This is a genomic window from Bradyrhizobium sp. SBR1B (assembly GCF_014198205.1).
Taxonomy (GTDB): domain Bacteria; phylum Pseudomonadota; class Alphaproteobacteria; order Rhizobiales; family Xanthobacteraceae; genus Bradyrhizobium.
In genome coordinates, this window is record NZ_JACIHC010000022.1 from 38508 (window position 1) to 60552 (window position 22045).

Annotated in this window: 17 protein-coding genes; 13 read left to right on the plus strand and 4 right to left on the minus strand. The window is 57.1% G+C overall.

Annotated elements, in window-relative coordinates:
* The first annotated feature begins 635 nt into the window (after window positions 1-635).
* Window positions 636-2462, plus strand: coding sequence for a glutamine--fructose-6-phosphate transaminase (isomerizing) (gene glmS, locus GGD61_RS34820; protein WP_183231983.1), 1827 nt, complete (start codon window positions 636-638; stop codon window positions 2460-2462).
* Between the two features lie 463 nt (window positions 2463-2925).
* Here glmS and GGD61_RS34825 read toward each other — a convergent pair whose 3' ends face one another.
* The 4 genes from GGD61_RS34825 to dctA all read right to left on the minus strand — a co-directional run bounded on the left by GGD61_RS34825 (window position 2926) and on the right by dctA (window position 8933).
* On the minus strand, window positions 2926-3312 hold the full coding sequence (locus tag GGD61_RS34825; protein ID WP_183231984.1) for a response regulator transcription factor: 387 nt from the start codon (window positions 3310-3312) through the stop codon (window positions 2926-2928).
* Between the two features lie 86 nt (window positions 3313-3398).
* On the minus strand, window positions 3399-4082 hold the full coding sequence (locus tag GGD61_RS34830; protein ID WP_183231985.1) for a response regulator transcription factor: 684 nt from the start codon (window positions 4080-4082) through the stop codon (window positions 3399-3401).
* A complete protein-coding gene (locus GGD61_RS34835) occupies window positions 4079-6751 on the minus strand; it encodes a PAS domain S-box protein (protein ID WP_183231986.1) in 2673 nt (890 codons plus the stop codon). Before GGD61_RS34835 ends, GGD61_RS34830 begins: the two co-directional genes overlap by 4 nt.
* A gap of 865 nt (window positions 6752-7616) precedes the next feature.
* Complete coding sequence (gene dctA, locus GGD61_RS34840) at window positions 7617-8933, minus strand: C4-dicarboxylate transporter DctA (protein WP_183231987.1); 1317 nt, start codon at window positions 8931-8933, stop codon at window positions 7617-7619.
* Between the two features lie 1088 nt (window positions 8934-10021).
* Between dctA and GGD61_RS34845 the strand changes: the two genes are divergently transcribed.
* The 12 genes from GGD61_RS34845 (at window position 10022) to hypD (ending at window position 22043) form a co-directional block, all read left to right on the plus strand.
* On the plus strand, window positions 10022-11122 hold the full coding sequence (locus GGD61_RS34845) for a hydrogenase small subunit (protein ID WP_183231988.1): 1101 nt from the start codon (window positions 10022-10024) through the stop codon (window positions 11120-11122).
* Between the two features lie 10 nt (window positions 11123-11132).
* Complete coding sequence (locus GGD61_RS34850) at window positions 11133-12923, plus strand: nickel-dependent hydrogenase large subunit (RefSeq protein ID WP_183231989.1); 1791 nt, start codon at window positions 11133-11135, stop codon at window positions 12921-12923.
* A gap of 3 nt (window positions 12924-12926) precedes the next feature.
* On the plus strand, window positions 12927-13634 hold the full coding sequence (gene cybH, locus GGD61_RS34855) for a Ni/Fe-hydrogenase, b-type cytochrome subunit (protein ID WP_183231990.1): 708 nt from the start codon (window positions 12927-12929) through the stop codon (window positions 13632-13634).
* An 11-nt stretch (window positions 13635-13645) separates the two neighbouring features.
* Window positions 13646-14245 (plus strand): HyaD/HybD family hydrogenase maturation endopeptidase, encoded by a 600-nt coding sequence (locus tag GGD61_RS34860; RefSeq protein ID WP_183231991.1) that lies wholly within the window; start codon window positions 13646-13648, stop codon window positions 14243-14245.
* Window positions 14246-14247: 2 nt separating this feature from the next.
* A complete protein-coding gene (locus GGD61_RS34865) occupies window positions 14248-14538 on the plus strand; it encodes a HypC/HybG/HupF family hydrogenase formation chaperone (RefSeq protein ID WP_183231992.1) in 291 nt (96 codons plus the stop codon).
* 574 nt (window positions 14539-15112) lie between these two features.
* The gene (locus tag GGD61_RS34870; RefSeq protein ID WP_183231993.1) at window positions 15113-15970 is read left to right on the plus strand and encodes a hydrogenase expression/formation protein; all 858 of its coding nucleotides are present in this window, start codon (window positions 15113-15115) and stop codon (window positions 15968-15970) included.
* Between the two features lie 91 nt (window positions 15971-16061).
* On the plus strand, window positions 16062-17144 hold the full coding sequence (locus GGD61_RS34875; protein WP_183231994.1) for a hypothetical protein: 1083 nt from the start codon (window positions 16062-16064) through the stop codon (window positions 17142-17144).
* Window positions 17137-17478 carry a hydrogenase maturation nickel metallochaperone HypA gene (hypA, locus tag GGD61_RS34880; RefSeq protein WP_183231995.1) on the plus strand — a complete coding sequence of 114 codons (342 nt, stop codon included), beginning with the start codon at window positions 17137-17139 and terminating at the stop codon, window positions 17476-17478. The genes GGD61_RS34875 and hypA overlap by 8 nt, the downstream gene beginning before the upstream one ends.
* Complete coding sequence (hypB, locus tag GGD61_RS34885; RefSeq protein WP_183232046.1) at window positions 17478-18422, plus strand: hydrogenase nickel incorporation protein HypB; 945 nt, start codon at window positions 17478-17480, stop codon at window positions 18420-18422. Before hypA ends, hypB begins: the two co-directional genes overlap by 1 nt.
* Complete coding sequence (gene hypF, locus GGD61_RS34890; RefSeq protein ID WP_183231996.1) at window positions 18419-20668, plus strand: carbamoyltransferase HypF; 2250 nt, start codon at window positions 18419-18421, stop codon at window positions 20666-20668. The genes hypB and hypF overlap by 4 nt, the downstream gene beginning before the upstream one ends.
* On the plus strand, window positions 20668-20895 hold the full coding sequence (locus GGD61_RS34895) for a HypC/HybG/HupF family hydrogenase formation chaperone (protein ID WP_183231997.1): 228 nt from the start codon (window positions 20668-20670) through the stop codon (window positions 20893-20895). Before hypF ends, GGD61_RS34895 begins: the two co-directional genes overlap by 1 nt.
* Window positions 20896-20900: 5 nt before the next feature.
* Window positions 20901-22043 carry a hydrogenase formation protein HypD gene (gene hypD / locus GGD61_RS34900; protein ID WP_183231998.1) on the plus strand — a complete coding sequence of 381 codons (1143 nt, stop codon included), beginning with the start codon at window positions 20901-20903 and terminating at the stop codon, window positions 22041-22043.
* Window positions 22044-22045 lie beyond the last annotated feature (2 nt).

Here is a 22045-nt window from a genome sequence, read left to right on the forward strand (position 1 = left end):
GTGTCATCCATCTCTGACCCTGATCTATCTTTGCGTGCATGTGAGCATTCGCGTGGTCTTATCAGGGCTTAGAGGAGTCACGAGGTGAGGCTTCCGATAGCAGACCCTTCTCGCGCCTCCCCTAATCGCTAAATTGTGCTGCGAGCAATGGACAGCGACGCAAGACAAATTCGAAGACGGGCAAACGTTGGTATAGACCTTTGAACATTTCGATATATCGAAAGGTTACGTTAGTACAATTGAGCTTCGACGCCAATTCTATAACCATGACCAAGACAGGTGCCTTGAAACTCAACGACTGAGCTGTCGCCCGATCGATTACGCGAGGCAGCCGAGTATCGTAGCTCACGTCGATTGGAAACTTAAAATGCGGGGTGAAAGAGAGCATCAGCCTAAGTGGATCAGTCAAGTAGATCTGTCGTGCCGGAAGATGATTGGCGTTGCGAACGGTTCGAATGTCCTCATTTCCTGGAGCAAGACTATTTGCACGAGGTCTTCCGGCGACTTTTTGCGACTACCCGTGCCTCCGAGTAAAGGCTGTTTGTGCGGTGCCGCAGGCGCACCTGCACCATCCTTCCGCCGAGCCGGTGCGCTTTCGACGTTAGATTCCTTAACTTGGGACTCCATAGATTGATATGTGTGGAATTGTTGGCATTTTGGGGCGTGGTCCAGTCGTTGGAAATCTGGTCGCCTCGCTCAAGCGACTGGAATATCGTGGGTACGACTCAGCGGGTATTGCAACTCTCGAAGCTCTGCGTATTGAGCGCCGCCGCGCTCAAGGTAAGCTGAGAAACCTCGAAGATCGGCTCCGCGATCGTCCGCCGGCAGGTCAAAGCGGCATTGGTCACACCCGCTGGGCGACTCATGGAAAGCCGACGGAGAACAACGCTCACCCGCATGCGACTGAAAATGTCGCGGTCGTCCACAACGGCATCATCGAGAATTTCCGAGAGCTGCGCGCTGAGTTGGAGCGGAATGGCGCCGACTTTGATTCAGAGACGGACACCGAGGTGGTGCCGCACCTCGTTGAGTCTTATCTAAAGAACGGCTACTCGCCGCAAGATGCTGTGCAGGCATCGCTGCCGCGGCTACGCGGTGCCTTCGCATTGGCGTTCCTTTTCAAGGGGCACGACGATCTTTTGATCGGTGCGTGCAAAGGCTCGCCCCTTGCGATTGGACATGGAAACGGCGAAGTGTATCTAGGATCGGACGCGATCGCGCTTGCGCCTTTGACCGACACCATTACTTATCTTGAAGATGGTGACTGTGCCAAGCTTACGCGCACGACGTGCGTGATCTACGGCGCAGGCCGCTCTATCGTCCAGCGGGCAACATCGAAATCTGTCGTATCGTCTCTCCTTTCGGACAAGGCGAATTATAGCCACTTCATGGCCAAGGAGATTCACGAGCAGCCGGCAGTAGTCGGCAAGACATTGAACCATTATCTGGACATAGCAGCCACGCGCGTCGCCATGCCGCTGACGATGCCGTTCGACTTCAGTTCCATTCAACGGATTTCAATTATTGCGTGCGGTACGGCAAGTTACGCCGGCCACATCGCCAAATATTGGTTCGAGCGGCTGGGGCGTTTAGCTGTCGAGATCGATGTCGCGTCCGAGTTCCGCTACCGGGAAGCGCCTCTGCGCCGAGGTGATCTCGCGATCGTCATCTCCCAGTCGGGCGAGACCGCCGACACACTGGCTGCGTTGCGATACGCTAAGGAACACGGCTTACACACGATATCTGTAGTTAATGTCGCGACGTCGACGATTGCGCGCGAGAGCGAGACCGTTCTGCCGACATTGGCAGGACCAGAAATCGGCGTCGCGTCTACCAAGGCATTCATATGTCAGCTGATGGTATTGGCGGTGCTCGCCATCAAAGCAGGTATAGAGCGCGGCAAGCTGTCTGAAATCGAAGAATCGAACCTCGTGCGAGAGCTCATTGAAGTGCCGCGTTTGATTGCCGCGGCCCTGTTGGTCGAGCCACAGATTGAGAAGCTCGCTCATCATATGGCCGGGGCGAGGGCTGCGATCTATATAGGTCGGGGCACATCGGCCCCTCTGGCGTTTGAGGGCGCGCTTAAGCTGAAGGAAATTTCCTATATCCATTCAGAAGGCTATGCTGCTGGGGAGCTCAAGCACGGACCGATCGCGCTGATCGATGAGGCTGTTCCTGTAGTCGTAATCGCGCCTTACGACCGCGTCTTCGACAAGACGGTTTCGAATATGCAGGAAGTGGCGGCCCGGGGAGGAAACATTATCCTGGTCACCGATGCGAAGGGGGCTTCCGAAGCGACGGTGGACACGCTCGCGACGATTGTGCTGCCACCAATGGTCGCAAACTTTACGCCGATGGTGTATGCTATTCCGGTCCAGCTCTTGGCTTATCATGCCGCGGTTGCAAGGGGCGCGGACGTCGATCAGCCGCGAAATCTCGCGAAATCGGTCACTGTGGAGTGAGGCTGCAGAGCTTTTTGTTCAGGCGATGAGGTCTCGGCTGCGACCCGTTCAGCTTGCGTTTCGTTGCTTCCGTTTGTGGGAATGCAACCAGTTTTCAAATCTAGAAATCCCTCGTACCTGCCGTGTGGCCGCCCACATCGACCGGTGCGACTATTAGCCCGAAGGGATATGACAGGATCAAGTGTCACGTTAGGCGCGGGGCACTTTTTCGTTGCTGTCGCGCTCGACAGGTATCCCGGTGCTGAGGTCTAGTTGCATCAAAGTCAAATTCCGGGTCGGGTGCAGCGCTTTCGTTACGCGTCGACCTAGAACAAGTCAGGTCTCCACGCACCCCGTGTCCTCGTTGCTGCCAGCCGATATAAATTTAGAGCAAGTTGCGGTTCCGATTGCGAGACAATGCTTGTCCGTGGGATCTTCATTCTGGCGCGTTAGATCGGACTTGAACTAAACGAGCGGGTTGCAATCAGATACCGCCTCGAGCGCCATATGCCTTCAGTGCGGTGTTGAGACATTTGAGTAACTCTTGTCCGGCAAATGGTTTGGCGAGAAATCCAATCGCTCCGGCGTCCAGAGCTGAGGCACGCACGCGCTCGTCGGGGAAAGCTGTAATGAAGATGAACGGTGCGTCGTACCCACGCGTCCGGACCTCTGCCAGCAGTTCCAACCCGCTCATCGTCGACATCTGCACATCGGTAATGATACAGGACGTCTCGATCAACTGCGGCGATCGCAGGAAGGCCTCGGCCGACGCAAATATCTCCACGACATAGCCACGCGATTTCAAAAGGTTTTCTGTCGCCGCGCGGACTGAGGCGTCGTCGTCAACGACGGAAATCAATGGCGTGGACAAGATGAGCCCTCCCAACGCAGTACAGCGGCTGTCAAAGCGTCAGCCACTTTCGAAGCAAAGTGGGCTCAAGTGATGAAATTGTAAAATCATACTTGGGTTTGTTCAGGACGATTGGCGCCAATTCCCAGAGTCTCGCTCATCCTGATCAAGTCAGCTAGCGAGCGGGCACGCATCTTTTTCATTACGTGTCCTCGGTAGATCTTGACGGTGATCTCGGCGAGCCCAAGTTCGGCGGCTACCTGTTTGTTCATCAGGCCGGCTGCGACGAGTTTCATCACTGCCTGCTCTCGTGGGCTGAGGGTCTCAAATAATGACTGCAGATTCGCGACGGTTCGCTGCGCTTCCCGCCTCTTGTGGTCGCGCTCGGTCGCCGCGACCACCGCATCAAGCAGCTCCTGGTCGCGGAAGGGCTTGCTGAGAAAATCGATCGCACCTCCCTTCATGGCTCTGACCGTCATGGGAATGTCGCCATGGCCGGTAATGAAAATGATTGGGATGTGTATGTTTAATCTGGCCAGCTCCGTCTGGTAGTCAAGGCCGCTCAAGCCTGGCAGCCGGACATCAAGAACTAGACAGCTTGTGACGTCTGGAATTGTGCTTTGTAGCATTTCGCGCGCCGATCCGAATGCCACGACGTCCAACCCAACCGATTGAAAAAGGTTCGTCAGCGAACGACGCATGGAGATGTCATCCTCGACGACAAAGACGATCGCCTTTGTCGAAGCCTCGGCATTGCCGACTTCTCCTGGCGAGTTAAACCGTCCTGTCACGATATGGCCTCCTTATGCTGCGGCAGGGCAAACTGGAAAGTCGCGCCCGGTCCATTTTTCTGAACAACTGAAATCCGCCCTCCGTGAGCTTCCACGATCGACCGGCAAATGGAAAGGCCCATTCCTAAGCCGCTCGGCTTAGTGGTGAAGAAGGGATCCAGGACGCGGTCGGCGTCGTTCTCAGCGATTCCGACGCCGCAATCGCTTACCGCAAGCTGCACGTAACCCAGATCGTCCGTAGATGACTGAATAAGAAGCTCTCGCGGCCGGTCCGTAACTGCTTCCATGGCCTCGATTCCGTTCATCACGAGATTGATAACCACCTGTTGGAGCTGAACTCTATCACCGAGGACCGTGGGCAGCGCGGACATCAACTCGCTTCGCAGCGTCACTCGGTGGCTCGTCAGCTCTCGTGCTACCAGTGCAACGACATCCCTCACCACCTGATTGATGTCGAGCGGCACCATCTCGATTTCGCCCTTCTTCGCGAGCGCACGTATGCTACGGATCACCTCGCTTGCCCGAATTGCATCTTCGATGATCCACTCAACTGAAGAGCGTGCGGCCGCAAGATTGGGAGCTTCGCGAGCCATCCAGCTGAGGCAGGCATCGGCGTTGCTGAGAATAGCGGCGAGTGGCTGGTTTATCTCGTGGGCGATAGAAGTTGTCAGTTCTCCCAAAGTCGTTATACGCGTCACATGTGTAAGCTCCGCCTGTGCCTTGCGCAGCTCTTGTTCGGCCTGGCCGGCGCGAATAATAGCGGTGATGTCAGTGCTCACCCCGCGGTATCCGAGAAAATTACCGTTTCCGTCGAAGAATGGCTTGCCACTCGTGCGGACGTAGATAGGAGATCCAGTTCGATTCACGGTGCGATAGACGAGATCCCGAAAGGGCAGATACGCCTGCAACGTCTCCCGATGCTGACGCCACTTCTCGGATTCCTCTTCGGTGTCGCACGCAATGTCCCAGCGAAGCAGGCCAATCAATCCTGTCGAAAGAATCCCCGCATCGCTGGTGTGCTCGGACAAGCGAGTGACACGATGATCTGGCCCGGTTTCCCAGAGCCAATCGGAAGCTGTCTCGGCGTAGTCGCGAAAACGCTGTTCGCTTTCGCGTAGCGCGACAAGCGCGTTTTCCAGGCGTTCCCTTGCTGCGTGCTGCTCGGTGACATCCATATGTGTTCCGATCAGCTCGCTTATATTGCTATCGCTGCCGAGGACAACGTGTGCAACGGAATGTATACGCCTTATCCGGCCATCTGGCAGAACAACACGAAAATCGTATTCGAACCGTTCTTGCTCGTGTTCAATCGCCTGGCGCTGCACCTCCTGTAGCCGCGGCAAGTCTTCCGGATGGATGCGCGACCGAATAGTCTCTATCGAAACCGGCTCTTGCGGCTCAAAGCCAAACAGGCGATCGACCTCAGCGGAACGATAAATAAAATCGAGAGATTGGACGTCCCAGGACCAGCTGCCTGTGTGCGTGAGATGCTGGGCCTCGGCCAGATAGGCCTCGCTCCGGCGCAACTGCTGTTCTGCTGTCCTCGCCGCCGTAACATCGGTGGCTGCGCCAACAAACTCAATCTCACCAGAGGCAGTTCGCGTGGCTCGTGCCTGCGCATGAATGTGCTTTACCGAGCCGTCCGGTAGCAGAAGCCGGTATTCGTGCTCGAAATCGCTCGGGTCTCGCATTGCGCGATCGATAGTTTCTTTAACCGAAGCCCTATCATCTGGATGAGTTCGCTCAACGACGAACTGAGGCCCAGGTGGCACTGTCTGAGGATCTGATTGGAAAATCCGAAATGTTTCCTTTGACCAGAAGGCATCGCCCGTAGCGGGGTTCCAGCTGAAGCTGCCTGTGTGACTCAACTCCTGCGCCTGGGCCAAATGTGCTTCGCTCCGCTGCAGGGCAAGTTCGGTCCGCCTTCGCTCCGTGATATCTTCACAGGCGATAAGGACAACGGGCTGCTCAGCCGCCCAAAGCATGGCTTTGGCGTTTTCACGTACCCATAACACCGAGCGGTCGTTCCTGACTTTCTGGACGTCCCACGTGTGCGTTTGTCCCACATCCTCAAGGCATGTCCGAATGCACTCGCGAAAGAATTCGTGATCCTCCTCGAGAAATACGTCCAGCACAGATCGACCGATCAGCTCAGCACGAGCATAGCCTAGTTGTGTCGCGCCGAACGTATTGACGTTGAGGACAGTGCCGGCTTCATCGACCATGAAGTACATGGCCGGATTGTGCTCGAAGATGGCGCGCCACCGTTTTTCTCGATCCTCCAAATCTGTGGCACTCCGGTGAAGCTTGGCAGCAGTCATACGTGCAGCCTCTCTTTCCTGGCGGAGTTTTACGATCAGGTACGTTCCCACAATTGAAACAATAAAGAATGCCATAACCACAGCAACATCGCGGGGCTCATCGATTCTCAGGCTGAGCGCCGGCGGGGTAAAGTAGTAAGCGAGAGCAGCGATCGCGACGATGCAAAGCGCCGATGACGCGGTGAAGCTGCCCATCAACGAAAATAGTAAGATTACCAACAAATAGGCGAACGCCGTGGCAGCGAAATGCGCATGGAAGTACAAGCAAGTCAGTGTAACCGCGGCTAGCGTTATGCTGCCCAAAGTCAACTGAGGGGCTGAACTTTTGAAACTGCTGATCCTATGCATTTTGAGACCGTCCGGCCTATCATCCGGCGGGAAAGCTATAGCATTTTTGTTAAAAATGGGGCAATCGCCGAACATCGCGCCGGCAAGAGAGCGCGTTCGGCTTTGATCACCTCTTGCGGAGCTCAGCACGCGCTGCGAAAAAACGCATTATAAACATACGTATATTTGTCTTAAACCTTTCGATAGGTGCCGTTGAGGCGGTCGCAGCCGACGCTCAAATGTCTGCTTTGCGCGGTTGTCCAAAGCTTGAGGCCAGTTGCTCAATGGTATGGCGATGCTCCAGCTTTCGGCCCGGAGCACTACCGAATCGGTCTTTTCACTGGCACGGCGCATTCTGCGAAGAAGCGCAAGCCGGGGTTGCGCGAGTCCTGCCTATCCGATCCGGCCATCACTCGATGCAAAAGTCTCGTCTCCAACTGGTGTCGCTCGAACCGAGCGCCGACTCTGTCGCCGAACCAAGTCGCCTTGTATGACTTGCTCCGAGTACCATCTTCAAGCTGACCACCGCCCATGATTTGGTGGCGGAGCGCAAGTAACGACGGATGATAGGTTGCAGGATCCCTGCGACGTCCTTAGAAGCACAAGACAAGACCACGCGTATGAGTATTGGTACGCGGATCAATACCGAGTCCGTCACGCCGGCCACGTTGTTCTGCTGCCGGTCCTGAGCTCGGCGAACCCTGTGCAAGCGTTACACCGCCGGTGGCCGTGGCCCGGGAACAGAAGCTCAGAAAAGAGCCCGTACCTCTTTGCTCGCCTGCCTCCCAGGAGCAACTGCCTGTTGCGAAGCTAAGCAAGGGCTGTACGCCGGGAGTGTACGAGACAGAAGTCGTGCCCGGCGGCGCGTTTAAGATCCGGATCTAGCTCATTGTGCTCGTGGTGGGCTCGTTGTGGAAGGGAGAGGCTGGTTGAGCCTAGCCTGCAACATCACTTGATCGAGCTCGCCTTCCCACCAGGATACGAAAACGCATGCGATGCCGTTGCCGATGATGTTGGTAAGCGCGCGCACCTCGCTCATGAACTTGTCGATCGAAAACACGATTGCCATGCCCGGTACGAGAGCTGGGTTGACCGCCGATAATGTCGCAGCGAGAGTGATGAAGCCAGCGCCGGTGACGCCGCTGGCTCCCTTGGACGTTAGCATTGCCACGAGTAGGATCGTAAGCTGCTGGCCAAAGCTGAGATCGACGCCGAGTGCCTGGGCAATGAACAATGTTGCAAGTGTCATATAGATGTTAGTGCCGTCAAGGTTAAAGGAGTAGCCAGTGGGCACCACTAGCCCGACCACCGGCTTGGAGCAGCCCAGCTGCTCGAGCTTCTCCATCAATTGCGGCAGCGCGCTCTCGGAGGACGAAGTGCCGAGCACGATCAGGATCTCATCTTTTAAGTAGACAACGAACTTGAATATCGAAAAGCCGACGAGGCGGGCGATGAGACCAAGCACCACGACCACAAATAGCGCGGCCGTCACGTAAAACAGCGCGATCAGACCAATCAGATTGCCGAGTGCTGCGGGCCCGAACTTGCCGACCGTAAAAGCCATCGCGCCGAAAGCTCCGATTGGGGCCGCTTTCATTATGATGGCGATCACTCCGAATGCCGCATGCGCGACGTCGTCAATCATGCCGCGCAGACGCTCACCCCGCTTTCCCAGCGACATCAGCGAGAAGCCGAAAAGGACCGCGAAAAGGAGAACTTGCAGGATATCGCCGCGAGCGAAGGCGCCGACCACGCTATCGGGAATGATGTTGAGAATAAAGTCGACGGTCTTCGAGGCTTCCGCCTGCTTGACGTAATTGGCAACCGCCGCAGCATCCGGCTTGACCGCAAGGGCATGTCCGATCCGAACCAGATTGCCCATAACGAGGCCCAACAATAAGGCAAAGCTGGAGACGATCTCGAAATAGAACAAGGCCTTGATCCCAACCGACCCGACTTTCTTTGCATCCTGAATATGCGCAATACCAGATGCGACGGTGCAGAATACAATCGGCGCGATCACCATTTTGATGAGCTTGATGAATCCGTCACCGAGCGCCTTAACCCAGTCGTTGGTGGCGACAGACGGCCATAGGCAGCCGAGCATGGCGCCGACTAAAATAGCGATTAGGACTTGGACGTAGAGTATTTTGTACCAAACGCGCGAGGCGCGTACAGGCGCCGCTGCTGCCATGGTAGTCATGACGCTTCCTTCCCATACTCGAATGTCAGCCGCCGCCATTGAGGGGCGACAGCGTCATCGAGACTCATCTTTTGGCCATGTCCGATTGAAGACGTTCCGGGAGCCGGCGCGTCCTTCTAAAGGCAGGCGTTTAGTTTCGTTCCATTCTCGGTAAGCAAGATATGCACCAGATGTCCGAAAAGCCGCAGATTAATCAGCCTGGGAAAACTCTTCCGCACTCTGCAGCATTGGTTGATTGCTAAGAGCGCCAAGGTCGCCGCGGAATTGCAGGGTAGCGCGCCTCAACCGGAGTTGCTTGTGGGCTGGTGGGCGCGGAGTGCTGAGATCGATGCATCAATACGTGGCATCGGTAAAATTGATAATTTGGATTGCATGCATTTGCCGTATGCAAGGCCGGCTTAGGAACTAGTTTGTGCGAAAGAATCTTGGGCGGAGCTGCGTTGTCGCTACCGGCAAAGCCCGTTCGTGCGAGAGAGCAAGCTTAGCGCCGACGATTCCGCGTCGGCCTGGTCTCTTAGAAGCGGCATTCGTCGCGCCGCCCCGCGCCGTTTGCCACCTCGCAGAAGCAGCTCTATGGCAATTACTTAGCTGCGCCCTTTGTTTTGCTGCCTAAGGGCCGGCACCCATCTTAGTGACATTCTTCCCGCGGCAAACTCTAAAGCTTAGTTACGGGGCTGACGCTGTCTTCTCAGGAACAAAAGATGACAGAACCCTGACAGAGCGTTAGGTCCGCTCCAAAGTGACGTTGGCGCCAGCTCGAATTTCTCTTCGATCGAGGATCGTGCGCCTTGGCTCGCAAGCGGCACATGAATTGCTGATCACAAAGAAGAAGCGATCGCTGTAAAATAGATCGACGCGGATCTGCCAGCGAGGTTGCTGGGTGAAGTTCGCGATGCTGCTTTTTGACCGAACATTCGACGTGCGCGGGTTTGCCGGCCGCGATTACCTGCGGCGCAGCCAAATCGCAGCAGGTTGGAGCCTCGAAGGCGCAGCTTGATATCTTTCAAACGCTTCATCTTTTTGTTGGCCGACTTTTTGCTTAATGTCAGAAATCGTTAAGACCGACGACTGCTCAGTTGAGTTGTTTCATGGGTGATACAACGGAAACGTTCTACAGCGTGATCAGAGGTCAGGGGGTCTCGCGTCGCAGTTTCCACAAACTCTGTTGTTTGACGGCAGCGAGCTTTGGACTTAGTCCGCTCACCGCAAACAGTATTGCCCACGCTCTGGAGACCAAACCACGTGTGCCCGTTATCTGGTTGCACGGGCTCGAATGTACCTGTTGCTCGGAAAGTTTCATCCGCTCAGCGCATCCCCTGATCAAAGACGCGCTGCTGTCGATGATTTCGCTCGACTACGACGACACGATCATGACGGCGGCGGGACACCAGGCAGAGGCCATCCTGAACGAAACCCGCACAAAGTACAAAGGCAAGTATGTGCTCGCCATTGAAGGCAATCCGCCGTTGAAGGAAGGCGGCATGTTCTGCATTGACGGCGGCAGGCCGTTCGTTGAAAAGCTGAGGTCGATGGCGGAAGAGGCCATGGCGATTATTGCTTGGGGCACGTGTGCATCCTGGGGATGTGTGCAAGCGGCCAAGCCTAATCCGACTGGCGCGACCCCAATTGATAAGGTGATCACCAACAAGCCCATTATAAAGGTGCCCGGGTGCCCTCCTATCGCAGAGGTCATGAGTGGCCTCGTGACCTTCATGATCACTTTCGGAAAGCTTCCGGAGCTCGATCGCCAAGGGCGTCCGGTCATGTTTTACTCCGAGCGCATCCACGACAAGTGCTATCGGCGGTCCCATTTCGACGCTGGCCAATTCGTCGAAGAGTGGGATGATACGTACGCCCGAAAGGGCTATTGCCTATACAAGATGGGCTGTAAAGGGCCGACCACGTATAATGCCTGTTCAGCCATTCGGTGGAACGGTGGCGTTTCATTTTCCATTCAGTCCGGCCACGGTTGCCTCGGCTGCTCCGAAGACGGCTTCTGGGATAGAGGATCTTTTTACGACCGACTCACAACCATTAAGCAGTTCGGCATCGAAGAGAACGCCGATCAGATCGGCATGGCCGCTGCAGGGGTGGTTGGGTTAGGCGTCGCTGCCCATGCTGCCCTCACCGCAGTAAAGAAGTTGACTGATAAATCGGATCGCTCGTCAGATAAGATCAGGCCGACTTGAGGGGACGAGCGTGGCTGTGCAGACGCCGAATGGGTTTGATCTCGATCGTTCTGGCAGGCGAATTGTCATCGACCCGCTAACGCGGATCGAAGGCCACCTGCGCGTCGAAGCTAATCTCGATTCCGACAATGTGATTCGCAATGCGGTTTCAAGCGGGACGATGTGGCGTGGAATTGAAGTCATACTGCGCGGACGCGATCCGCGCGACGCCTGGGCGTTCACCGAGCGGATTTGTGGGGTCTGCACCGGCACCCATGCGCTCGCATCCGTGCGTGCGGTTGAAAATGCACTTGGAATTACAATTCCCGAGAATGCCAATTCAATTCGCAATATCATGCAGCTGTGCCTGCTGGTGCATGATCATCTCGTACACTTCTATCACTTGCATGCGTTGGATTGGGTCGACGTGGTCTCCGCGCTCAAAGCTGATCCCAAATCGACCTCCGAACTGGCGCAGTCTATCTCGCCCTGGCCGCTGTCATCCCCGGGCTATTTCCAGGATCTACAGACCCGGCTCAATAAATTCTTCGGATCAGGGCAACTCGGGCCGTTCAAGAATGGCTATTGGGGGCATTCGGCCTACAAGCTACCACCGGAAGCCAACCTGATGACGGTAGCTCATTATATGGAAGCGCTCGACTTCCAGAAGGAGATCGTCAAAATCCAGGCCGTTTACGGCGGCAAAAACCCCCATCCGAACTGGTTGGTTGGCGGCGTGCCCTGCGCGATCAACATCGACGCAATCGGTGCGGTGGGGGCGATCAATATGGAGCGACTGAACGTCGTCTCCTCGATCATCGACCGCTCGATCGAGTTTGTCGAGCAGGTCTACCTGCCAGACATTGCCTCTATCTGCTCATACTACAAGGACTGGCTCCACGGCGGCGGTCTTTCGAGTAAAAGCGTGATGTCCTATGGCGACATCCCCGAAAAGGCCAATGATTGTTCCGCCGAGAGTCTTAAGCTGCCGCGCGGAGTCATTGTTGATGGCAATCTCGAGGAGATATTGCCGATCGACCATGGTGATCCCGAACAGATCCAGGAATTCGTCGCGCATTCGTGGTATAAGTACCCCGACGATTGCGGTGGACTGCATCCCTGGGATGGTATCACCGAGCCGAACTTTGAGCTTGGGCCAAAACTCAAAGGTAGCAAGACAGACATTCAGGAGCTCGACGAAGGCGGCAAGTATTCCTGGATCAAGGCCCCACGCTGGCGCGGCCGCGCCGTGGAGGTCGGCCCGTTGGCGCGATACATCGTTGGTTATGCGCAGGGCAGGGCCGAATTTAAGGAGCCCGCTGAGAGACTGCTCAAAGGGCTCAATCTTCCCGTGACGGCGCTGTTCTCGACGCTTGGCCGTACTGCTTTGCGGGCACTTGAATGCCAGTGGGCGGCACATCAGATGCGCTATTTCCAGGATAAGCTCGTAAGCCACATCAAGGCAGGCAACACGGCAACCGCCAATGTCAGCAGATGGAGCCCCGACAGCTGGCCTAAGGAGGTGAAGGGCTACGGGTTCACTGAGGCGCCTCGTGGTGCACTTGGCCACTGGATCAAGATAAAAAATGCCAAGATCGACAACTATCAATGCGTCGTTCCGACCACGTGGAACGGATCTCCTCGCGATCCCAAGGGCAATATTGGCGCCTTTGAAGCTTCCCTGATTGGTACCCCGATCGCCGATCCGCACCAGCCCCTGGAGATCTTGCGCACCATCCATTCCTTTGATCCGTGCTTGGCTTGCTCGACCCACGTGATGAGTCCTGAAGGTCAAGAAATGGTTTCAGTCAAAGTGCGTTAGACCATGATGGACAGGGCTCGGAGGCTCCTCGCCGGAATCGATAAGGCACGGACTGATCACTGCATCGGCGGCGTCTCCTATGATTATGCGGCAGTGCGAGTATGGCATTGGGTTAATGCGGCAGCCGTTCTGGTGCTGAGTTTATCCGGCTACCTTATTGGAATTGGCACACCAGTGATGCCGGAGGAGGCAAGCAGCCTGTTCGGCAATATCCGCTTTTCCCATTTCTCGGCTGCGTATCTCCTCAGCGTCGGCTTTCTTTGGCGTGTCTACTGGGCGTTGAAGGGAAATGTGCATGCCATTCAGATCTTTTACGTGCCGCTCTGGCGTAGGTGCTTTTGGCGGGAAGTGTACCACGAGGTTCGCTGGTACGCATTCCTTACCGGGCCGCCTGAGAGGGCCGTTGGGCACAATCGCCTTGCCCAGCTCGCAATGTTCTTGATGTTTACGCCGACGACTACGTTTCTGATCGTCTCTGGCTTTGCACTGTATGGGCAAGGTGCCGGTACAGACAGTTGGCAGTTTAAGGTGTTCGGCTGGGTATTTTCAATCTGGCCGAACAGCCAGGACGTCCACACCTGGCATCATCTCGGCCTCTGGGTCATTGTCGTGTTCGCGCTAGTCCACGTCTATGCCGTGATCCGGGACGATATCATATCGCGCCGCAGCTTCTCTTCTATGGTTTCGTCTGAGCGCGAGGTTCGCCATTGACTGGAAGGCGGATGCATAATCGGAAAGACAAACAGCGGATCCTGGTGCTCGGCATCGGCAATATCTTGTGGGGCGATGAGGGCTTCGGCGTACGGGTTGTCGAGGAATTTCATCGCCGATACGCAGTAGATGAAAATGTCACCGTCCTGGATGGCGGCACCCAGGGGCTCTACCTCGTCGGCTTTCTTGAGCATACCGATTGCCTGATCGTGTTCGATGCCATCGACTACGGATTACCACCCGGGCAATTGGAGCTTTTACAGGATGACGAGGTGCCAAGATTTACTGGCGCCAAGAAAATAAGCCTGCATCAGACCGGCTTTCAGGAGGTCTTGAGCGCGGCCGATTTGCTTGGACACCGGCCGCGTGAGCTTGCTCTCATTGGTTGTCAGCCGTTGGATTTGGAGAATTGGGGCGGTCCGCTGACCCAGCCCGTGCGCGCTCAGATTGCGCCCGCGATTGAAATGGCTTGTAAGCTGCTAGCGCAGTGGGACTCGCCGGCAAAGCCCCGGAGCGAGCCCCTGCCTGCATCAAAACGGCTGTTGGGGAACAATATTGACCATGCGAACTATGAAATCAGAGACGCAGCCGATTTAGAGCCCTGCGACTGAGCATGTGCCTTGGCTTGCCAATGACGATTGTCGAGACCGACGGTCTCACGGCGCTGTGCGAGTATGGCAATGAACTGCGGCACGTCTCGGTCATGCTGCTTACCAATGTAACACTTGGCGCCAAAGTCCTCGTCCATATCGATAGCGCGGTCCGGCTCTTGGACGACAAAGAAGCCAGTCTAATCTCTGAAGCTCTTAACGGGCTTGATGCCAGCCTCAACGGTCAGGACTACGATCGCTTCTTTACGGACTTAATTGATCGCGAGCCTGAATTGCCGGAGCACCTGCGCTAGCAAGTTTTCTCGCCTGAGTTCTCGCAAGCTCAGTCCAATTCATATGAACGTTGGCCTGGGCAATGTCAGCTTGCACGCAGCTCGTTCAAGCGCGAATCGACGACGGAAGTAATTGGCATGCGCCTTGCTGGCGCTTGCCCGCAGACCAATACATCAGAAGGCGCGTAATGAAGTTGCAGCCGGCGCAGCATGGACCAGCGCGACCCGCTCTGTCCGAGGTGGAGGGCGTCCCCGGCGGTGCGCGCCCGGTCGCGCTCGCTCCAGAAAGAGTAAGCGTCATGCCGTGGTCGGCGGCCGATATGCGCGAAATTATCCCACTCACATTTTTGTTTCCTGAGGTTTATCGTCCAGGCACACAAGGCGCAGCGCCGTCGCGACGCGCTAGTTGCACGCTAGGCGGCCGGCGCAGCGCGCGTCGATTGTCGACGCCGAGCGTATGCCGAAGGCACGACAAACTCTGTCTGACCAGCCAGAGACAGGACTATTTGTTCATGATCGACCGCATCGTCGTACCAGTCATTCGGGTACACGCCGGCAGCGATGACAATGCACCTCGAAACAGGCACATCGCGTCGTGAAAACAGCAGTTTCCGTTGCATCCGGCAGCGCCGACCTGGCAGCGCGCCACCTTGTCAGTGATTGTCAAGGAATCGATGTAGTCCATGGCGGCTCGACCAGGGCGCTCGCCAAGCCAACCTGGTGCGATAGTAACGAGCATGTCAGGAACTATTCGAATGCCGCTTTGCTGTTGTCAAACGTCGCGGCTGCAGCTGGCGATCAGAGAAACGGCGCTCGGACACAATTGTACGGGCTCGCAAATCTCAGCGGTGCCGAGCGCAAGCTGATCGGCGAGCTGCTGGGAAAAGGTGAGGTGACCGGCGTTGTCGGGCTGCCAGATGGCTCTTTGGCGGAGATTCGTGAATCCGTGCTGGCGGGAATTTGGCGCGTGCGCATTGGGACCGAACCATCCCACGAATATGTTGAGGTCGGCGCGATCCCGCGGCTTGTCCGGCGTGCCGCAGCTGACCTAACGTCCCCCAATCTTGTGATTGGGACGCCGCCGGATGGAGCGATGAACGTTCAACCGGTGCTAGCCGAAATACGGGAGCGGGCTAGCGTTTGGCGATTCGGCATGTATGCGCACGTCATCAATCTGACATTGATGCCAATGAGCAGGATCGACTTGGCATTCCTGCAGCAAAGATTGGGCGAGGGACCGGTTCAACTCGTGTTTCATGGCTATGGCACCTGCCGAGTGCGGGCAACCGGGATTAGAAATGTGTGGTCCGTGCAGTTCTTCAATTCTACCGGCAACATCATCCTTGACACGCTGGAGATCGGCGGTGTGCCGATTGTTGCGTTGGCCGCCGAGGACGACTTCCAGGACTCTGCTGAACGCATGCAAGAGATCATAAAGGCATACCTCACATGAAGAGCTTTGGTCTCGTGCATCAGGTCGGGTTCCGCAGCCAGCGCGTGCGCATGAACTATAGCTTGCGCGCTATGATGGGGCAGCGTTGCGCATGAGCCTCGTCGATCGTAACAAGATCCATATCCGCGTATTCCTGACTGCGAACGTCATCGCTTCGATTCAGATCCTACCGCGGGTCCGGCCGCCGCTGGCGCGGGTCTTCGCCGGAAGGGAGCCGTCGGCAGTAATCGACGTACTGCCGCGGCTTTTCGCGTTGTGTGTCGCCGCGCAGCAAACCGCGCTTGTGTCCGCGATCGAGACGGCGCGGGATGAAGTGACCCCCCTCGCAATACAGCAGCACCGTATTACGCTGCTTGTTATCGAGCGCCTCGTGGATTTGGTACGGGGCCTCTTTGTCGGACATCTTACGCTAAACGTCGCTGTTGCGACGGCGATCCGCTCTCTGATATCCGATCTATCGGCGCTTGGCGGCTCTACACAGCCAGCCTGCGGCTGCTCTCAACGCGAAGCAACGGCGCGGGTTGTCACTGCGTTAGCGACACTTGGCGTACGGGAGGGGGGCGCGCTCCGGCCCGGTAGCCCGCTAGCGCTCAGCTTTGCGACGCTTAATGAAGAGGGCCTGAAAACAACTCCGACGGGATACGCGTTCCTTTCTGTCGTTGACGACCCCAAGATCACGAACCGGATGCTCGAGGACGATCCGACGTTTTGCTGCTGTCCCGATCTAGAAGGAGAGGTACCCGAGACAGGGCCATGGGCGCGCCAAATGACTCGAGATCGGCTCCCGATGAACCCTTTCGGTGCGGCCGAGCGGCTGTCGGCCAGAATTGTTGAAATCGTCCGACTATGTGGGTGGCTTGAGGCGGGCTCTCGGGATGACGCCGCGGTGAATGGGATCATCGGAAGATATAAACTAGGGCCCGGCCGTGCAGCGGCCGCAGTCGAGTGCGCCAGGGGCCGTCTCTATCATGCGGTCGAGCTTGACGCTCACGGCAGGATATCTCGTTTCGAATTCCTTGCGCCGACAGAGTGGAATTTCCATCGGCGTGGACCACTTGTACGGAACCTGCAGGGCGCGGTGCTGACGGCGCAGCGACGCCGTAATGCGGTCCATGCGGTGATCGCATCGCTGGACCCCTGCGTCGGATTCACGCTCGATTTTCGCGATGCATGAAATGGCGATTTGTCTTGGGATCATTCAGATCGTCGAGGAGACGGTGCGCGAGCGATCATCTCCTCGGGTGCGGAGCGTCTGTTTGGAGATGGGCGCGCTGAGTGACGCCGCGCCTGAGGCGATCAGGTTCTGCTTTGCTGCCACTGCAAGGCGGACGGTTGCCGAGGGCGCGGCTCTTAATATCGTCGAGCGACCAGGCGTTGCCTGGTGCATGAGTTGTTCGAAGAGCGTCGAAATCGCGCGGCGAGGTGAGTGCTGTCCTTGCTGTGGCAGCTATCAGTTGCAGGTAATCGCAGGCGAACAGATGCGCGTGAAAGAGCTGGAGATCGAATGATGTGTACCGTTTGCGGTTGCGCGGAAGAGACGCCTTTAACAAAACGCTCCGCGGTGAATGATGCGGAAAGCTATGAACGACACGATGAGCATGCTGAGGACGATTGTGATAGCCGTTCTGCCCTTCCGATGGGCGACCAACGAGAGGCTCGTTTAAACCATGCTAGCGATGGATATAGCCGATATCATCGCTCAATCTATCATCGGGCACACGGCACAAAGTCGCTTCTGAGCGGCGGAGCCCGCTCGGCTGGTTCGGGCAGAAAGCGGCTTATTGAGGTGGAGCGCGATGTTCTGGGCAAGAATGATGAGCTTGCGGCGGTCAACCGTGCGCTCTTCGTGGCCAAAGATCTTCTGGTATTTAATGTGTTGTCGAGCCCTGGGGCAGGTAAGACGACGCTGCTCGTGCGCGCCGTGTCCGAGCTCAAGCGAGGCCGGCCCATCGCAGTCATTGAAGGCGACCAGCAGACCTCACACGATGCCGAACGTATTCAAGCCGCCGGCGTGCCGGCAGTTCAAATCAATATCGGTAAGAATTGTCATCTTGATGCTGCAATGATTAGGAAAGCTTATCGTCGCTTACCACCGTTGTCAGGCGGTATCCTCTTCATCGAGAACGTCGGCAATCTGATCTGTCCCGCTGCCTTCGATCTTGGCGAGGCCTGCAAGATCGTAGTTTTTTCGATCACGGAAGGTGAGGACAAGCCGCTCAAATATCCTGATATGTTCGCCGCTTCCTCGCTTATGGTCATTAACAAGATTGATCTGGCACCGCTGCTTGATTTCGATTTGGATAGGACCATCGAATATGCCAGACGCGTCAATCGAAGTATCGATGTGCTAGTTGTTTCGGCGAAGACTGGCGAGGGCTTTGGCGCGTTCTACGCCTGGCTTGATAGGCAGGCCGTACGTCTGAGGCGCGCCGTAGAGGACTCAAGGCGATGAGCTCCGCTGCCTGCTCTGGAGCTCGGCTGCGCGTTCGCGTGAATGGCGCAGTGCAAGGGGTTGGCTTTCGTCCTTACGTCTACGGCTTGGCGAAGCGGTACGGACTAGCGGGTTTTGTCATCAATGGCCCCGACGGCGTTATCATCGAGGTCGAGGGGCAGCGTGTGTCGGAGTTTGTGGCCACCTTGCCGCTTGAGGCGCCTCCATTGGCGCGTATAGACGACATCTGCGTTCGGGAGACTGCGCCGCTCGCGGCCAAGGAGTTCTCCATCGGTAAGAGCGAAGTTGGCAGATTATCAACGCAGATCGGCGCCGACGCCGCGGTCTGCCAGCAGTGCCTCAAGGAGCTCTTCGATCCAGAAAATCGGCATTACCTTTATCCCTTCATCAGTTGTTGCCATTGCGGTCCACGCTACACGATCGCCGAGCGTCTTCCGTACGATCGTCGCAATACTGTGATGGGGGCTTTTAGGTTATGCGCGGCGTGTGCGGCCGACTATGCCGATCCGGCGAGCCGCAGGTTTCATGTGGAGGCGATCGCGTGCCCGGCTTGCGGCCCGCGGCTCAGCCATGGGATCGATGCCATTGTCGCGGCAATCGCGAGTGGGCAGATCGTGGCGATCAAGGGGGTGGGGGGATACCAGCTTCTTTGTGATGCATATAATCAGGAATCTGTGGAGCGCTTGCGCAGGAGAAAGCACCGCCTTCAGAAGCCGTTTGCAGTTATGGTCGGTTCCATACAGCCCGTTCACGAGATCGCGAAAGCGACCGTGGCCGAGCTTGCACTGCTCGACTCCGTCGCTCGTCCTATCGTTCTCCTGCCATCGCGCAACAATCTGGCGCCCGCGGTAGCTCCCGGTTTATCGCGTGTGGGTGTAATGTTGCCCGCAGCGCCGCTGCATCACCTCATCTTCCGTGCGCTTCGCCCGCCAAACCCGCTTAAGGGATCTGGGCCGGTGATCGTCGCGACCAGCGCCAATCTCCACGGCGAACCGCTGCTCATTGACAACGCGCAGGCGCTGCGGCGGCTCGAGGGGATCGCCGACCTTGTCGTGACCCACGATCGCGACATTGTAACGCTTGCTGATGATTCCGTGCTTGCCGTGACGGCTGGCCGGCCCCAATTCATTCGTCGTGCCCGCGGCTATGTTCCCGATCCGATCCGGCTTCAGAGGTCCGTCCCGCCCGTCCTCGCCGTCGGTGGCGCATTGAAGTCAACCGTCACCATAACGCGGGGCAATCAGGCGTTCGTCTCTCAGCATATTGGCGACCTCAATACGGGCGAAGGTGTAAGAGCATTCGAGAAGACGATCCGACACCTCACCTCGAGCCTTGACGTGGAGCCCGTCGTCGTTGCGCACGACCTGGATCCCAATATGGCTTCCACCCGGTTTGCGGAATCGAATGCGCGCGCGCTAGTGCCGGTGCAGCATCACCATGCACACGCCGCCGCAGTGATCGCCGAGGCTGGCCATGAGGGCCCTGCACTTGCCCTGGTGCTAGATGGCCATGGTCTTGGCTCCGACGGCGGCAATTGGGGTGGCGAACTATTGTTGTGCGAAGGGACATGGTTCCGGCGCATCGGGCACTTAGAGCCCCTGCAGATGCCTGGGGGAGATCGGGCAGCCCGCGAGCCGTGGCGCATGGCGAGCGCAATATTACACATGCTTGGCCGCGGTAACGAAATCGAGCAGCGCTTTGCGGCGCAAAGGCAAGCAGGATGTGTGTCGGACTTGCTTGATCAGCCGGGCGGCACCACCACGACCAGTGCGGGACGGCTGTTCGACGCAGCAGCGGCGCTGCTGGGGATTGCGAACACGCAGAGTTATGAGGGCGAAGCAGCGATGAAGCTCGAAGCGGTGGTGCGGCGGGCTGCGATTCTGGAAGCCGGCTGGACCATCAATAGCGGCGTGCTGTCGCTTGGCCCGCTATTTTCACGTTTGGTTGCTGATGAGATCGACGCCGCCGGCGCAGCCGGGCTGTTTCATGGCACGTTCGCCGCCGCGTGCGTTGACTGGGTCATACGCTCTGCGATGACAACCGGCGTTAATACCGTCGTTCTGAGTGGCGGCTGTTTCCAAAACGCGGTGCTGGCAGACAAAATCCCGCGCGGTTGCCGCGATGCCGGTCTTACCCCGCTGGTACCGCGGCAGCTGCCGCCCAATGACGGTGGTTTGAGCCTCGGCCAAGCGTGGATTGCCGCCCTACAGATCGCTCGGTCGTCCACCAGAGGAGGAGCTGTCTGATGTGTCTTTCAGTCCCGGCAATGATCACTAAGGTTCTTCCTAACGATATGGCCCTCGTGTCCATTGATGGCATCAGCCTGGAGATATCAATTGCTCTCATCGACGAGCTCGACGTCGGCGATTGCGTCCTCGTCCATGTCGGCTATGCGCTCGCTAAGATCGATCCGGCGGAAGCCGAGCGTACGCTAGAACTCCTGCAGGAGCTAGGAAGCGCTACGCAGGAATGACGATTATGAAATATTCTGACGAATATCGCCACAAAGCCATCGTGCAGGGACTTGCTCGTGCGATTGGCGCTGAGGTCAGTTCGCAGAGAGCCTATCGGTTCATGGAATTTTGTGGTGGACACACTCATGCGATCTCTCGCTACGGTCTGGAGGATCTGCTACCCGCGAACGTCCGGATGATCCACGGGCCCGGTTGCCCGGTCTGCGTTCTGCCCGCGGGCAGAGTCGAAATGGCGATCCAGCTCGTCAAGCGACCAGAAGTCACTCTGTGCGTCTACGGCGACCTTATGCGTGCCCCCGGGTCGCAAGGACATACCCTGTTGCGAGCCAAAGCGCTGGGTGCCGACATTCGGATGGTCTACTCGACGCTGGACGCTATGCGGATCGCGGAACAGGCGCCCGGCCGCGAAGTGGTCTTCTTTGCTATCGGATTTGAGACCACGACACCTCAGACGGCGGTAATGATCAGAATTGCCGAGGACAAGCGCTTGCAGGGCCTTAGCGTATTCTGCAATCACGTGCTTACGCCTTCTGCAATGCACAGCATCCTCGAGAACCCGAAGATCCGCAACACCGGTGGGGTCCCCGTTGACGGCTTCATCGGACCTGCACATGTCAGTACCATTATTGGTACGCGGCCCTACGAGCCCCTTTCGGAACGGTTCGAGAAGCCGATCGTGGTTGCCGGATTTGAACCTCTTGACGTGCTGCAAGCTATCCTGATGCTGGTCCGGCAGGTGAACCAATGTCGCCACGAGGTGGAAAATCAATACAGCCGTGCAGTGACGCGCGAAGGCAATCGGCGCGCCAAGGAGGAGGTCTCGCAGGTATTTGAAATGCGAGAGCAGTTTGAATGGCGCGGGCTTGGACTTGTATCCAAGAGTGGACTGAAGCTAAAGCGATCTTACGAAAAATTTGACGCGGAGGCCCGTTTTGCGCTCCATGAAATGCGTTTGCCAGATAATCCGGCCTGCGAGTGCTGCGCGGTCCTGCGTGGCGCCAAACGACCGGTCGATTGCAAGTTGTTCGGAAACGCCTGCACTCCGGAGACGCCCATAGGTGCCTGCATGGTGTCGTCAGAAGGGGCCTGCGCGGCCTATTGGACCTATGGCCGATTCCGCGATGAGCAGGTGAGGCAGACGTCGTGAGG